General features: G+C 70.7%; 15 protein-coding genes. 11 read left to right on the top strand and 4 right to left on the bottom strand.

The genetic code is table 11. The annotated features are described in order from the left end of the window. Positions 1 to 97 precede the first annotated feature (97 nt). On the top strand, positions 98 to 1,396 hold the full coding sequence (locus AB0H12_RS11920; RefSeq protein WP_499622734.1) for a hypothetical protein: 1,299 nt from the start codon (positions 98 to 100) through the stop codon (positions 1,394 to 1,396). A 34-nt stretch (positions 1,397 to 1,430) separates the two neighbouring features. After that, complete coding sequence (locus AB0H12_RS11915) at positions 1,431 to 1,814, top strand: phage holin family protein (protein WP_499622733.1); 384 nt, start codon at positions 1,431 to 1,433, stop codon at positions 1,812 to 1,814. Positions 1,815 to 1,873: 59 nt separating this feature from the next. On the opposite strand, the gene AB0H12_RS11910 is transcribed toward AB0H12_RS11915, so the two are convergent. Continuing rightward, the gene (locus AB0H12_RS11910) at positions 1,874 to 4,147 is read right to left on the bottom strand and encodes a (Fe-S)-binding protein (protein WP_499622731.1); all 2,274 of its coding nucleotides are present in this window, start codon (positions 4,145 to 4,147) and stop codon (positions 1,874 to 1,876) included. A 139-nt stretch (positions 4,148 to 4,286) separates the two neighbouring features. Between AB0H12_RS11910 and AB0H12_RS11905 the strand changes: the two genes are divergently transcribed. From AB0H12_RS11905 to AB0H12_RS11890, 4 genes are all read left to right on the top strand, one after another. Beyond that, positions 4,287 to 4,619 carry a DMT family transporter gene (locus tag AB0H12_RS11905; protein ID WP_499622730.1) on the top strand — a complete coding sequence of 111 codons (333 nt, stop codon included), beginning with the start codon at positions 4,287 to 4,289 and terminating at the stop codon, positions 4,617 to 4,619. Beyond that, a complete protein-coding gene (locus tag AB0H12_RS11900; RefSeq protein WP_499622728.1) occupies positions 4,606 to 5,139 on the top strand; it encodes a TetR/AcrR family transcriptional regulator in 534 nt (177 codons plus the stop codon). The genes AB0H12_RS11905 and AB0H12_RS11900 overlap by 14 nt, the downstream gene beginning before the upstream one ends. Before the next feature lie 23 nt (positions 5,140 to 5,162). Beyond that, positions 5,163 to 5,732 carry a hypothetical protein gene (locus tag AB0H12_RS11895; RefSeq protein WP_499622727.1) on the top strand — a complete coding sequence of 190 codons (570 nt, stop codon included), beginning with the start codon at positions 5,163 to 5,165 and terminating at the stop codon, positions 5,730 to 5,732. A 250-nt stretch (positions 5,733 to 5,982) separates the two neighbouring features. Beyond that, entirely contained in the window at positions 5,983 to 6,771 is a 789-nt protein-coding gene (locus tag AB0H12_RS11890) for a DUF4097 family beta strand repeat-containing protein (protein WP_499622725.1), read from the top strand. Here AB0H12_RS11890 and AB0H12_RS11885 read toward each other — a convergent pair. Beyond that, positions 6,768 to 7,331, bottom strand: coding sequence for a DUF5655 domain-containing protein (locus AB0H12_RS11885; RefSeq protein ID WP_499622724.1), 564 nt, complete (start codon positions 7,329 to 7,331; stop codon positions 6,768 to 6,770). The two genes, AB0H12_RS11890 and AB0H12_RS11885, sit on opposite strands and share 4 nt — an antisense overlap. A 169-nt stretch (positions 7,332 to 7,500) precedes the next feature. Between AB0H12_RS11885 and dnaK the strand changes: the two genes are divergently transcribed. From dnaK to AB0H12_RS11860, 5 genes are all read left to right on the top strand, one after another. After that, positions 7,501 to 9,354 (top strand): molecular chaperone DnaK, encoded by a 1,854-nt coding sequence (gene dnaK, locus AB0H12_RS11880; RefSeq protein WP_499622722.1) that lies wholly within the window; start codon positions 7,501 to 7,503, stop codon positions 9,352 to 9,354. Beyond that, positions 9,351 to 10,091: a nucleotide exchange factor GrpE gene (grpE, locus tag AB0H12_RS11875; protein ID WP_499622721.1), complete on the top strand. Its 741-nt coding sequence runs from the start codon at positions 9,351 to 9,353 to the stop codon at positions 10,089 to 10,091. Before dnaK ends, grpE begins: the two co-directional genes overlap by 4 nt. Positions 10,092 to 10,109: 18 nt before the next feature. Beyond that, a complete protein-coding gene (gene dnaJ, locus AB0H12_RS11870) occupies positions 10,110 to 11,279 on the top strand; it encodes a molecular chaperone DnaJ (RefSeq protein WP_499622719.1) in 1,170 nt (389 codons plus the stop codon). Further along, entirely contained in the window at positions 11,276 to 11,704 is a 429-nt protein-coding gene (locus AB0H12_RS11865) for a heat shock protein transcriptional repressor HspR (RefSeq protein ID WP_230570812.1), read from the top strand. The genes dnaJ and AB0H12_RS11865 overlap by 4 nt, the downstream gene beginning before the upstream one ends. Before the next feature lie 297 nt (positions 11,705 to 12,001). Next, the gene (locus AB0H12_RS11860; protein WP_499622718.1) at positions 12,002 to 12,679 is read left to right on the top strand and encodes an alpha/beta fold hydrolase; all 678 of its coding nucleotides are present in this window, start codon (positions 12,002 to 12,004) and stop codon (positions 12,677 to 12,679) included. Positions 12,680 to 12,754: 75 nt separating this feature from the next. Here the strand turns inward: AB0H12_RS11860 and AB0H12_RS11855 are convergent, their stop codons facing one another. Both AB0H12_RS11855 and AB0H12_RS11850 read right to left on the bottom strand, forming a co-directional pair. Next, a complete protein-coding gene (locus AB0H12_RS11855; protein ID WP_499622716.1) occupies positions 12,755 to 13,858 on the bottom strand; it encodes an FAD-binding oxidoreductase in 1,104 nt (367 codons plus the stop codon). 510 nt (positions 13,859 to 14,368) lie between these two features. Beyond that, a complete protein-coding gene (locus tag AB0H12_RS11850) occupies positions 14,369 to 14,749 on the bottom strand; it encodes a VOC family protein (protein ID WP_499622715.1) in 381 nt (126 codons plus the stop codon). Between the last annotated feature and the right edge of the window lie 45 nt (positions 14,750 to 14,794).

Raw genomic sequence — 14,794 nt, 5'->3', positions numbered from 1 at the left:
CGCCGGGTGTGACCGCTCTCATGAAACGATCACGGTCGGCGGCGCGACGTCGAGGTGACAGGTATTAGGTTTCCGGGGGGAATTCCAGGTGCGGAGCATGACCGGCCGTCTCGCGGCCTTGTTCGTGGCCGTGGGCGTGGCGACGCTCGCGAGCCCGCTCGCGGTGGCAGAGCAGGACACCGTCACGCTGGAGGGCCTGGTGTGGTTCGACCGCGACGCCGACGGCGTGGTCGACCCGGGCGAGCCGCCGCTGGTCAACCGCCTCCCCGTGGACGTGCACGACGCCTCGACCAAGGCGTTCATCGGCAGCTACTACACCGACGCCGACGGCCGCTACAAGGCCGAGGGCCTGCCGAACGTGCCGCTCGCCGTCTACAACCGCAACGCCGGGATCTACGAGTCGACGACCGAGTCGACGGTCAACCCCGTCAGCGGTGGCGGCAGGTTCGACTTCGGCGTGCGCGGCGGCACGGTGCGCGGCTTCTCGTTCTCCGACCTCAACCGCGACGGCGTGCGGCAGACGCGCGAGCCGGACGTGCCGGGCGCGCCGACGGTCCGGCTGATCTTCGGCATCGTCGACGTGGCGCCCGCGACGCGCGGCGTGAACGGCGAGTACGAGTTCACCGACGTGCCGATCGGCTCGGACGTGTCGATCGTCGCCGACAACGCGCCGGAGCTGAAGCTGGCGCAGCCGCTGACCGAGCACGACATCGACCCGGCGACGCGGCAGAAGAAGATCGTGGTCCGCGCGGGCGAGACGACGCGCGTGGACGTCCGCTACACGTACCTGGACGCCGACTTCGTGGCGGGCACGCCGCGCCTGGAGCCCGCCAAGGACGCCTACCGCGTGGGTGACGTCGTCACGCTGGTCGTGCCGGTGACCAACCGGGGCGAGGCGCCGGACAACCCGGAGATGGTGGTGTTCGGGTCGACGCCGGAGTTCGTCGGGGCCGGTGACCGGGTCACCGTGATCACGCCCGGCCAGGAGTTCAGGCTGAACGGGCCGATGGCGGTCGGCGAGACCGTCGACGTGCGGCTGGCGTACCGGTTGGACGACCCGGGGTTCGAGCAGTTCCACCTGCTCATCCGACCGTTCTCGGCGCTCGGGCACCGCGAGACGAACTTCAAGGACAACCACGCGATCGTGCCGCTGAAGTACGCGACCGACGAGCAGCCGACGACGACCACGCCCCCGACGACGACCACGCCCCCGACGACCACCACGCCCACGTCCACCACCACCACCACCGCTCCGGCAGTGGTGCAGGTGGCCGGTGGGAGCAGCGGTTTGGCGGACACGGGCGCGGCGCCGTTCCCGATGGCGGCGATCGGCGGCCTGCTGCTCGGCGCAGGCGCGTTGACCTTCTTGGCGGCACGCAGGCGTCGTCGCGCCTGACCCGTTCGGACCACCGCTGCCGTTAGCCTGCGGCATGGGCATTTTGGTGCACGTACTGCTGACGGCGGTGGCGGTCTGGGTCGCCACGCTCATCCCGGGCATCGACCTGGAGGCGGGCGCGTCGACCCCCGCGAAGATCGGCACGCTGATCGGCGTCGCGCTGCTGTTCGGTCTGGTCAACGCGGTGGTCAAGCCGCTGGTGAAGTTCTTCGGCTGCCTGTTCTACCTGGTCACGCTTGGGCTGATCGGCCTGGTGGTGAACGCGCTGCTGTTCTGGCTCACGGGCTGGCTGGCGGGCGAGCTGGGCCTGCCGTTCGACGTCACCGGCTTCTGGCCCGCGTTCTGGGGCGCGATCATCGTGGCCCTGGCGAGCTGGGCCCTGAACCTCGCCTACGACCGCGTCACCGACCGCGACTGACCTGACGACGAACGCCCCTCGGTCCGCAGTGCGACCGAGGGGCGTTCGTCCGCAAACGGCTAGTTGGACGCGGCCTTGTCCTCGTCCGGCAACGGGGTGCCGGTCGGGGTCTCGTCCGTCGGGACGTCGCCGCGCTCCAGGGCCTGGCCCCGGCGCACGGACGTCAGCAGCAGCTGCGCCACGTCGACGACCTCGACGTGCGAGCCCGCCGCGCCCTCGTTCTGCCGGGCCGTCACGCCGTCGGTCAGCATCACGCGGCAGAACGGGCAGCCGGTCGCGATCTTCGACGGCGCGGTGCCCAGCGCCTCGTCCACGCGGTCGAGGTTGATGCGCTTGCCGATCCGCTCCTCCATCCACATGCGAGCGCCACCGGCGCCGCAGCACATGGAACGCTCCTCGTGGCGGGGCATCTCGCGCAGCGTCGCGCCCGACGCGCCGACCAGCTCGCGCGGCGCCTCGTAGACCTTGTTGTGCCGGCCCAGGTAGCACGGGTCGTGGTAGGTGACGTCCTCCGCGACCTCCGCCACCGGCACCAGCCTGCGCTCGCGCACCAGCCGGTTGAGCAGCTGCGTGTGGTGCACGACCTCGTACTGGCCGCCGACCTGCGGGTATTCGTTGGCCAGCGTGTTGAAGCAGTGCGCGCACGTCACGACGATCTTGCGGCGGCCCGGCTCGCGACCGTCGAACACGGTGTTGAGCACCTCGACGTTCTGCTGCGCCAGCATCTGGAACAGGAACTCGTTGCCCGCGCGCCGCGCCGGGTCGCCGGTGCAGGTCTCCTCCGGCCCGAGCACGGTGTACTTGACGCCCGCGGTGTGCAGCAGCTCGGCCACCGCCCGCGTGGTCTTCTTGGCCCGGTCCTCGAACGCGCCCGCGCAGCCGACCCAGAACAGGTACTCGGCGTCACCCAGCTCGCCGTCGAACACCGGCACGTCGAAGTCGAGGCCCTCGGTCCACGCCAAGCGGTCCTTGGCGTTCTGGCCCCACGGGTTGCCCTTGTTCTCCAGGTTCTTGAACATGCCGCCGAGCTCCGACGGGAAGTTCGACTCGATCAGCACCTGGTAGCGGCGCATGTCGACGATGTGGTCGACGTGCTCGATGTCCACCGGGCACTGCTCGACGCACGCGCCGCACGTCGTGCACGACCACAGCACCTCGGGATCGATCACGCCCAGCTCGTCCGCGCCGGCGACCAGCGGGCGCTCCGACTCGGCCAGCGCCAGCACGTCGATGGACTCCAGGCGCTTCTTGTAGTCCTCGTACTTGTCCTCGGTCAGGCCGACCTCGTCGCCCGCCATGTCCTTGCTGCCGCCCGCGAGCAGGTACGGCGCCTTGGCGAACGCGTGGTCGCGCAGCTGCGTGATGACGAGCTTCGGCGACAGCGGCTTGCCGGTGTTCCACGCGGGGCACTGGGACTGGCAGCGACCGCACTCGGTGCACGTGCTGAAGTCCAGCCAGCCCTTCCAGGAGAAGTCCTCGACCTTGCCGACGCCGAACACGTCCTTGTCGGGGTCGGCCTCCTCCAGGTCGAGGACCTTGCCGCCGCTCATCATCGGCTTCAGCGCGCCGAGCGCGACGCCGCCGTCGTCCTCGCGCTTGAAGTAGATGTTGAAGAACGCGCTGAACCGGTGCCAAGCCACGCCCATGGTGAGGTTCTTCGACACCACGATCAGCCAGATCATGCCGGACAGCAGCTTGGTGAACGCCATGATCGAGACCCAGTCGGGGCTCGCGGGCAGGATCTGCGCCAGCGGCGCGGTCACGAACGACGACCACAGCGGCGGGTCCTCCAGGCCGGAGGCCTGCTTGAACGCCTTCACGCCGAGGATGCCGAGACCCTCGATGATCACGACCGCTTCGACGAAGTACGCGGACTTGAAGTCCGAGCCCGCGAACCGGGACACGCGGTCGGCGCGGCGCGGGTGGTTGAGCTGGCGGATGATCGCCAGCGCCACGCCGCCGACCACGGTGCCGATGCCGAGCAGCTCGACCAGCAGCAACCACAGCGACCAGGTGCCGATGACCGGCCAGTGGAAGCCGGGGTAGAACATCTCGCCGTAGGCCTCGAACAGCACCGCGGAGCCGATCAGGAAGCCCCACATCACCATCCAGTGCCAAGGCGCGACCTTGCGGAACTTGGCCATCCGGGTGTGGGCGACGAACTCGACGATCAACGTGCGCAGGCGGGGCAGGAACGGCCCGTTGCGGGTCGAGTCCGGCTGGCCGAGGCGGATGATCCTGATCATCCGCACGACACCGGCGACGAACAGACCCCAGGCGAACACGCTGACGGCGACGCCGATGGCGCCGAGGGTGAGCTGGAGGGCTCCCATTGTGGTGGCGGCCTTTCTCGTCCGTTCTCCTGGCTGGGCAGCCTACGCCCGATTACTGACCGGTAACCACTTGGACGTGGCCGATCACATAGGGCCGGTAGACTAGTGGAACAGACGTTCAACTTGTTGGGGGCGGGACGTGCTCGTGTACCTGGTGCTGGCCGTGGCGATCATCGGCGAGGTCACCGCCACCGTGTTCCTCAAGCTCTCCGAGGGCTTCTCCAAGCCGATCCCGTCGGTCGTGGTCATCGTGGGGTACGTCGTCGCGTTCGGCGCGTTGAGCAAGGTGCTGCAGCTGGGCATGCCGATCGGCGTGGCGTACGCGATCTGGTGCGCCTTCGGGATCGCCGCGGTCGCGAGCATCGGCGTGCTGGTGTTCAAGGAGCCGGTGAACACCACGATGGTGGTCGGGCTGCTGCTCGTGATCGCGGGTGTGGTGGCCATCGAGGTGGGCAGCGGTGCCACCGCCTGACGGCCGGCGGGTGCGGGGCGACCGGCGTCGGCGGGAGATCCTGGCGGCCACGCTGCGGGTCGTGGAACGGGACGGCGTGGCCGGGGTGAGCCACCGGTCCGTGGCGCGCGAGGCGGGCGTGCCGACGACGTCGACGACCTACTACTACGCGACGTTGGACGACCTGCTGATCGCCACGCTCACGTGGTCGGCCGACGAGATGGCCGCGAGCTTCCGCGAGGTGGCCCTGACGCCCGCGGCGGTCGCGCGGTTCATCGCCGACGCCGCCGGCCCGCACCGGGGCCGCACGCTCGCCGAGTACGAGCTGTACCTGCTGGCGGCACGCCGGCCGGAGCTGCGCGCGGCGGCCCGTCGGTGGATCTCGCTCATGGCGGAGGTGGCCGGCCCGCGCGACCCGGTGGCGCTGCGGGCGGTCCTCGCGGGCCTCGACGGGCTCCTGATCCAGGCGTTGATCGCGGATTTCCCCCCAATGGCGGAGGATTTGGAGCCCGTCGTGTCCCTTCTGATGCTCGGCGGATGACCTTCACGCGGGACACTGGTGGCATGAGGTTCGCAGGTCGTGAGTCGTGGCAGGTGTCGCACGGGACGAGTCAGACGGTCAACACCGCGCTGTTCGTCCGGGACACGCTCGCGCTCTCGGTCGAGACCGTGCCCGAGCTGCCCGGTCTGGACCCGTCGGTGCCCGTGGTGGTGCCGGTGGGGGTCGACCGCGCCGCCGCGGCGGAGGAGTGGCTCGGCTGGTGGGCCGACGTGCTCGACCACGCCCGCGCCGAGCCGGCCGGCGGCTCGCCCGCCGACCCGACCGGCGCGTCGTTGCAGATCCGGCCCGCGCTGCGGGCGGCGGTGCTGGCGCTGGGCCCGGCCGCGGCCGAGTACGACCAGCGGTACGTGACGTCGCGGGGGGCGTTGCCGATCGGCGAGGTGGTGCGCGGGGTGGAGGGCAGGCTCGGGCGGTACGTGAAGCCGTTCCGGCTGGTCATCACCGAGGTGCCGGTGCAGGGCATGGTGTGGGAGCGGATGACGGAGACGCACGTCATCGCCTCGCAGCGCTTCCTGGTCGACCCGGCCCGCTCCGCGCCTGCCCTGCGCGCCGTCGTCGAATCCCTGGCCTGACCCCGCGTGTCCTACCTCCAGAACGCGTGTGTCGTACCTCCAGAACGCGCGTGTCCTACGTTCGGGACGCGCGTGTCCTGCGTTCAGGACCCCCGAGTTCACCGTTCGGCACACGCCGCGCCGCTGACGGTCCGCTGACCGGAGGGGTAGGGACAGCCCCCGTATCGGTCGGGGGCCTCCCTGGTGGGCGCGCCGGTCGAGTACCCATAGCGTGGATCTCGACATCTTGACGCCTGACGAGGGGGCAGCGGTGGTTAAGCGGATCGCGTTGACGGTCGGTGTGGCGGTGACCGCGGCGCTGGCGCTCACGTCGTGCGTGCGACTCGTCCACAACACGTTCGACGACACGCACTCGGTGTCCGACCAGGTGACTGAGGTGCGGTTGCAGAACGGCTCGGGCGACGTGACGGTCCGCGGGCAGGCAGGCGTCACCGAGACCCAGGTCCGCCGACGCGTCGAGTACCCGAAGGGCTCGGACAAGCCCGGCGGCGTCTCCCACCGCATGGAGGGCTCCACCCTCGTCCTCGACGGCTGCGGCAGCCAGTGCTCGGTGGACTACGAGGTGACCGTCCCGGGCAAGGACGTCAAGATCACCGGCCGGAACAGCTCCGGTGACGTCCACCTCGAAGGCGTGGCGAGCGTCGACGTCGAAGTCGGCTCCGGCAGCACGACGGTCCGCGAGGTCGCGGGCCCGGTGCGCGTCGACAACGACTCGGGCGACCTGGACGCGACCGCCGTCGGCGGCGACTTCACCGGCCGGGTCGGCTCCGGCAGCACCAGGCTGGTCGACATGAGCGGCTCGGTGACCATCGACTCCGACTCCGGCGACGTCGACGTGGCCATCGTCGCCGTCAACTCCGTGCGCGCCGACATGGGCAGCGGCAGCCTGAACGTCACCGTCCCGCAGGGCGCGTACAAGATCGACGTGGACGCCGGCAGCGGCGAGCGGAACGTCGACGTGAAGAACGACCCGAACGGCTCCGCCGAGCTGCACCTGCGCACCGACAGCGGCGACGTGACGGTGCGGTCCGCCGCCTAGGCGTTCTGCTCGTACGCCGCCACCAGCAGCGCCTCCACCTCGCCGTCCAGCTCGTCGGCCCCCGTCAGCGACACCTTGTGCGTCGCCTGGCCGGGGCCGCCGGGCGTCAACCGGTCGCTCTCGGGCGCGGTGGTGAACCGCAGGCCCAGGTCGACCCGCGACGCCATCGCCTGCACGGCCGCGAACTGCCGCCCCCGCACGAACGGCACGTAGGTCGCCCGACCCTCGGCCCGCACGTCCTCGCCCAGCCCGAGCGCCAGCGTCGCGATCCGGTCGAACAGAGGTCGCAGCGCCGCCTTGCGCCCCGAGTACTGCGCCTCGACGTACTCCGTGAACGTGGGCTCGGTCCACCCCGCCCGCCGCGCCGCCGCGTCCGCGATCGTCCACTGCGAGTTCTGCTTCACCCCGTGCACGTCGCGCAGCCACGCCCGGACGGCCTTCCGGTCCACCGGGTCGAGTGAGCTCGCCTCGACCAGCTCGACCCATTCGTCCAGCGTGCGGCCGGTGCGCGCGAGCATCGACGCGGTGATGGCGGCCATCATGTCGGCGGGTGACTCCATGCGGACGAGTGTCCCGGATCACCTCGCACCGGGAACACCGCGACACCGCCGTCCGTTGGACAGGCAGAAAGATTGAGCCGGGTGGACTCAAGTCCACCGACGCCGGCTAAACTTGAGCCGGTACCGCTCAACGCGGGGCTCTCACACACGCACTACCAGGAGGAATCCAATGGCGCGAGCGGTCGGCATCGACCTGGGGACGACCAACTCCGTCGTCGCGGTTCTCGAGGGTGGCGAGCCGACGGTGATCGCCAACTCCGAGGGGTCGCGCACCACACCGTCCATCGTGGCCTTCGCCAAGAACGGCGAGGTGCTCACCGGTCAGCCCGCCAAGAACCAGGCGGTGACCAACGTCGACCGGACGATCCGGTCCGTGAAGCGCCACATCGGCACGGACTGGCGGACCGACGACGTCGACGGCAAGAAGTACACGCCGCAGGAGATCAGCGCGCGCGTGCTGATGAAGCTCAAGCGCGACGCCGAGGCGTACCTGGGCGAGGAGATCACCGACGCGGTGATCACCGTCCCCGCCTACTTCGAGGACGCGCAGCGCCAGGCCACCAAGGAGGCCGGCCAGATCGCGGGCCTCAACGTGCTGCGCATCGTCAACGAGCCCACCTCCGCCGCCCTGGCCTACGGCCTCGACAAGGGCGACAAGGAGCAGACCATCCTGGTCTTCGACCTCGGTGGCGGCACGTTCGACGTCTCGCTGCTCGAGCTCGCCGAAGGCGTGGTCGAGGTCAAGGCGACCTCCGGTGACAACCACCTCGGTGGTGACGACTGGGACCAGCGCATCGTGGACTGGCTGGTCGAGCGGTTCAAGCAGAGCAACGGCATCGACCTGACCAAGGACAAGATGGCGCTGCAGCGGATCCGCGAGGCCGCCGAGAAGGCGAAGATCGAGCTGTCCAGCTCGAACAACGCCTCCATCAACCTGCCCTACATCACCGTGGACGCGGACAAGAACCCGCTGTTCATGGACGAGACGCTGTCGCGCGCCGAGTTCCAGCGCATCACCAACGACCTGCTGGAGCGCACCCGCGCGCCGTTCAACAACGTGATCAAGGACGCCGGCATCAGCGTCGGCGACATCGACCACGTGGTGCTGGTCGGCGGTTCCACCCGCATGCCCGCCGTGGCCGAGCTGGTCAAGGAGCTGACCGGCGGCCGTGAGCCGAACAAGGGCGTCAACCCGGACGAGGTCGTCGCGGTCGGCGCGGCCCTGCAGGCCGGCGTGCTGAAGGGCGAGGTCAAGGACGTCCTGCTGCTCGACGTCACCCCGCTGTCCCTGGGCATCGAGACCAAGGGCGGCGTGATGACCAAGCTCATCGAGCGCAACACGACGATCCCGACCAAGCGCTCGGAGATCTTCACCACGGCCGACGACAACCAGCCGTCCGTGCAGATCCAGGTGTTCCAGGGTGAGCGCGAGTTCGCCCGGGACAACAAGAAGCTCGGCATGTTCGAGCTGACCGGCCTGCCGCCCGCGCCCCGCGGCGTCCCGCAGATCGAGGTCACCTTCGACATCGACGCGAACGGCATCGTGCACGTGTCCGCGAAGGACATGGGCACGGGCAAGGAGCAGCGGATGACGATCACCGGCGGCTCCGCGCTGCCGAAGGACGACATCGAGCAGATGATCAAGGACGCCGAGGCGCACGCGGAGGAGGACAAGCGCCGCCGCGACGAGGCCGAGGTCCGCAACCAGGCCGAGACGCTCGTCTACCAGACGGAGAAGGTCCTCAAGGAGAACGAGGACAAGCTCCCGGCCGAGGTCAAGGAGAAGGTCACCGCGGCCCTCGCCGAGACCACCGAGGCGCTCAAGGGCGAGGACATCGCCAAGGTCCGCGCCGCGGTGGAGAAGCTCGCCACGGAGTCCCAGGCCATCGGCCAGTCCCTGTACGCCAACGCCGCACCCACGGCCGACGCCGCGGGCGCCACCGGTGGTGCCGCCGCCGGTGACGCGCCGAAGGCCGACGACGTGGTGGACGCGGAGATCGTCGACGAGGACGAGAAGAAGTGACCCAGCCCGAGGAACAGCCCCACGTGGTGGTGCGCGACCGCAGGCGCATCGACCCGGAGACGGGTCAGGTGCGGGAGAGCCCGTCGGACGAGAACGCGCAGGCCGAGGCGTCGCAGGCCGACGCCCCGGTCGAGCCGGAGGCCGGTTCGGTCGGTCCGTCCGGTGTGCCCGAGGCCGGTTCGGAGGGCGGCGGCAAGCACGCCGCGCCCGAGCCGGAGGCCGAAGCGGCCGTGGCCGACGACCCGTCGGTCGAGCTGAAGGCCCAGCTCGACGAGCGGACCGCCGACCTGCAGCGGTTGACCGCGGAGTACGCCAACTACCGCAAGCGCGTCGAGCGCGACCGGGAACTGGTGGTCGCCACGGCCAAGGCGCAGGTGGCGGGCGAGCTGCTCGGCGTGCTCGACGACATCGAGCGGGCCGGCACGCACGGCGACCTCACCGGCGCGTTCAAGGCGGTGGCCGACAAGCTCGTCAGCGCGCTGCACGGCACCGGACTGGAGCCGTTCGGGCACGAGGGCGAGGAGTTCGACCCGTCCGTCCACGAGGCCGTGCAGCACGGCACCTCGCCGGACGTCAGCGGGCCGACCGTCACCGCCGTGCTGCGTCGCGGCTACCGGTTCGGCGAGCGCGTGCTGCGGCCCGCGCTGGTCGCCGTGACCGACCACGAACCGGCCGCCGCCGAGCAGCCGGTCGTCCAAGAGGCCGTCGAGAAGCCGGTCGAAGAGCAGCAGGACTGAGAAGGGGGGCGGCGTCCGTTGAGCGCTCGCGACTGGATCGAGAAGGACTTCTACCGCGAGCTGGGCGTCACCTCCGACGCCTCGGCCGACGAGATCAAGAAGGCGTACCGGAAGTTGGCGCGGGAGCTGCACCCCGACGCCAACCCCGGTGACGCCAAGGCCGAGGCGCGGTTCAAGGCGGTGTCAGAGGCGTACGGCGTGCTGTCGGACACCGCGAAGCGCAAGCAGTACGACGAGGCCCGCCGCCTCTTTTCCGGAGGCGGCGGGTTCCCCGGCGGGTTCGGCGCCGGCGGCGGCTTCGACGTCGGCGACCTGTTCGGCCGCCAGGGCGCGCAGCAGGCCGGTGGCATGGGCGGGCTCGGCGACCTGCTCGGCGGCCTGTTCAACCGCCGGGGCGGCACGTCCGCGTCGGCGACCAGGCCGCGGCGCGGCGAGGACGTCGAGACCGACGTCCGGATCGACTTCACCGAGGCCGTCAAGGGCGCGACCGTGCCCATGCGGCTGTCCAGCCCGGCGACCTGCGGCACGTGCGCGGGATCCGGCGCGCGTCCCGGCACGTCGCCGCGGACGTGCACGAACTGCGGCGGCGCCGGGTTGGTCACCCGCAGCCAGGGCGCGTTCGCGTTCTCCGAGCCGTGCGCCGACTGCCGGGGCACCGGGCGGATCGTGGACGACCCGTGCCCGGAGTGCGCGGGCGACGGCGTGAGCACGAAGACCCGGACGTTGACCATCCGGATCCCGGCGGGCGTCGACGACGGCCAGCGGATCAGGCTGGCCGGGCAGGGCGAGCCGGGGCGCAACAACGGGCCCGCCGGCGACCTGTTCGTGCTCGTGCACGTCAACCCGCACCCGATCTTCGGCAGGTCGGGCAACGACCTGACCGTGACCGTTCCGGTGACCTTCCCCGAGTTGGCGCTCGGCGCCACGTTGACCGTGCCGACGCTCGAGGGCAAGGTGACGTTGAAGGTTCCCGCGGGCACGGCCAGCGGTCGGGTGCTGCGGGCCAAGGGCAAGGGCATCGCCAAGCGCGACGGCCAGGTCGGCGACCTGCTCATCACGTTGAACGTCGCGGTGCCGAACAACATGGACGCCGCAGCCCGGGAGGCGTTGGAGAACTACGCGTCGGCGACGGCGATGCACGACCCGCGCGCTGAGCTCAACGCCCTGTTGGAGAAGAGGTCGGTGTGAGCTTCCCGTTCCCGCCCGGCACCGACGAGGACACCCCGTTCTTCGTCATCTCCGTGGCGGCCCAGCTGTCGGGTCTGCACGCGCAGACCCTGCGTGCCTACGACCGGCTCGGCCTGGTGTCGCCGGGCCGCACGTCCGGCGGCGGGCGCCGGTACTCGATGCGCGACATCGTGCTGCTGCGCGAGGTGCAACGCCTCTCGCAGGAGGAGGGCGTGAACCTCGCGGGCGTCAAGCGGATCATCGAGCTGGAGAACGAGGTCGGTGCGCTGCGCGCGAGGGTGCAGGAGCTGACCGAACAACTGGCCTCCGCCATGGCCGCGGCCGAGCACGCCGCCGCGTCGGTGCACGCGTCGTACCGCCGTGACCTGGTGCCGGTGCGGCACGAGACGGCACTGGTCGTCTGGAAGCCGAACTCCAAGCGCTGAGCTGCTGACGGGTCGCCCAATAGGGTGATCATCGCGGAAAAGTGTACGGAAACACTGTTCCCGTACCTCGGTTAAGCATGAGGAACCCCGCGACGCCGACCCCCACCGGCCCCACCCCTCCGCCCCGCCGTCCCCACCCCGCCGGCCGGGCTCCGCCGTCCCCACCCCGCCGGCCGGGCTCCGCCGTCCCCACCCCCGCCGACTCGGACGACCCACCGGCCGGGACGCCCTACGGACCCGGACGACTACCGAACCGGACGACTACCGAACCGGACGACCCGCGCCAGACTGGACCCCGTGGACTACGTCTTCGTGCACGGCACCACCCAGTCGCCCGCGGCCTGGCGCCCGGTGGAGGACCTGCTCCGCCGACGCGGCCACCGCACCGTGGCCGTGGACCTGCCGACCGACCAGCCGCAACTGCGCGCCGTCGACTACGCCGCGATCGCCCGCGCCCAGGCGGGCGACGCGCTGGCCCCGGTGCTGGTGGGCCACTCCGGCGCCGGCCTGCTGATGCCCTCCATCGCACGGGCCCTCGGCGCGTCCCACCTGGCCTGGATCGCCGCGATGATCCCCGGCCCCGTGTCGCTGGCCGACGAGCTCGCCGTCGACACGGGCGAGATGTTCAACCCGGAGTGGCGCTCGCTGTCCGAACCGCCCACCGCGGACCCCGTGGTGGCCTCGTACTTCCTGTTCCACGACTGCGACCTGGCCGGTGTGCGCGCCGGCCTGCGCACCCTGCGCCTGTTCTACCCCGCCGCGACGTACCGCGAGGTGCACGAGGTGCCGGACCTGCCGTCGACCTACGTCCTGCCGCGCGACGACCGCACGCTGCGGCCGTCGTGGATGCGCCGCGCGGCGCGCGAGCGGCTCGGGGTCGAGGCGATCGAGGTCGACGGCGGCCACTGCCCGCAGACCAGTCGGCCGGAGACGCTGGCGGCAGTGCTGGGCGCGGCCTGGCCGGCACGGCCGTGACGAGCCGGATCGCGGTGCGTCGCCGAAGGTCCCGCACGACCCGGCGGCGAACGTGAAGAAGTTTCGGGTAGGTGCTCAGTCCAGCGTGAACGGGTCGTACTTGATCCGGTCGAGTGGGGTGCCGGCGACCAGCATCCGCGACACGGTCGCCCGGATCATGGACGGCGAGCCGCACACCAGCACGTCCCGCTCCTCCCACGCCCCGTAACGCGTGACCACGTCGGCGAGCGTCCCCTGCTCGACGCCGCGCGCGCCCGGATCGGACTCCAGCACCGGCACCACGGTCAGCCACGGGTTGGTCATGGCGAACCGCTGGAGGTTGTCCAGGTCGTACAGGTCCTCGCGGGTCCGCCCGCCCATGAACAGGTGCACGCGCGGGTTCTCGCCCCACTGCGCCATCTCGTCGATGATCGCGTGCATCGGCGCGACCCCGGTCCCGCCGGCGACCATCAGCACGTCCCGCCCGGACTTCCGGTCGACGTTGAGCCGGCCCATCGGTGGCCCGAGGCGCCAGACGTCACCCGGTTGGGTGTGCCCGACGATCGACCGGCTGACCCACCCGCCCTCGACCGAACGGATGTGGAACTCGATGATGCCGTCGTCGCGCGGCGCGTTCGCGGGCGAGTAGTACCGCCACAACCGCGCGCGCTGCGGCGTCTCGACGCTCACGTACTGCCCGGCGCGGTACCCGACCGGGTGATCCGGCTGCAACCGCACGACCGCGAGGTCCCAGCTCACCCGCTGGTGGTCGAGCACGGTCGCGTGCCAGTAGGCCGGGCCGTCGTCGGCCGCCGCCGCCTCCTGCATCGCCCTGGCCATGATCGTGTACGCCTCGGCCCAGGCCATCTCGACCTGCGGCGTCCACGCCGGACCGGCGAACTTCTTCACCGCCGCCAGCAACGCCGTGCCGACGGACTCGTAGTGCACGTTGACCACGCCGAACTTGCGGTGGTCGCGCCCGAGCTGCCGCAGGAACGGGATCAGGTCGTCCGGTCTGTCCACCATCTGCACGACGTGGACGAGGGCGCGCAGCAGTCGGCTGCGCTGGACCTCCATGTTCGCGGGGAACATCTCACGGGTCGCCGGCGCGAGGCTGAAGAGCATGCCGTAGAAGAACTTGGCTACCTCTTCGGCGCGCGGCTCCACCACCGCGAAGCTCTCCCGGATCATCCGCACCATAGCGGTGACACCAGGAGGAGGTTCGCGGTGTGGCGGGCTCGGGATGGGGCTCAACACGGCGTTCGCAGTCATGGTCCGGGCGCAGTCTCCACGTTTCTGGCGGCGCCAGCAAGGGCGCTACGTCCTCGTCAAGCTTCCATCCCGACGGGGGGACACTAACCCGCCAACTGGCCGGTCGACTCCTTGATGCCACCTTCGAGTGCAGTGCGATTACGGACGGTCGCGAAAAGTTCCCGCGAACGGGTGGACATTCCCTTCCACGTATACCGAATCCGGCGCTTGCGGCCCACCGCCAGACGCACGACTCCTCACGGGACGTGGGCGGGACAACACCCGGGCCACGTCAGCGGGACGTTCGATCGGGGTTTACCAGCCGATGTTCACCCCAGTGGCGGCCGGCAGGTCGACCACGAGTGGTGGGCCGCAGTCGCCTGTGGATTCCCACCTGCGGATTGTGGACAACTCACGTGCCGGTGTGGACAACCGGCTGCGACATGTGGGTGACCAGTCTCAGGCCTGCTCGGACCGCTCGGCTGCGCTGCGTTCAACGCAGAACTCGTTGCCCTCCGGATCGGCCAGCACGACCCACCCCTTGCCGTCCGGCCGGCGCATGTCGGACACCAGCGTCGCCCCGATCCCGAGCAGCCGCTCCACCTCGGCGTCACGGGTGGTGTCGGGCTGGAGGTCGAGGTGGACCCGGTTCTTCACGGACTTGGGCTCGGGCACCTGGATGAACAGCAGTCCGGGCCCGCCGGGCAGCGCGACCAGAGCTTCGGGGTCCCCCGGGAAGTCGTCGTCGGAGACCGGCATGCCGGTCACCTTGCTCCAGAAGCCGGCCAGCTCGTAGGCGTCCGCGCAGTCGATCGTGATGTGGTGCACCAGTGATGTCATGCGCTGATCGTCTCCGCGGGACCGACCGGGCGCACTCGAGTTTCG

This window comes from Actinosynnema sp. NPDC023794 (assembly GCF_040639675.1).
In the GTDB taxonomy this organism is placed as follows: Bacteria; Actinomycetota; Actinomycetes; order Mycobacteriales; family Pseudonocardiaceae; genus Actinosynnema; species Actinosynnema luteola.
Note: the sequence above shows the minus strand (reverse complement) of the source record. Positions and strands in the feature narration are given on the sequence as shown.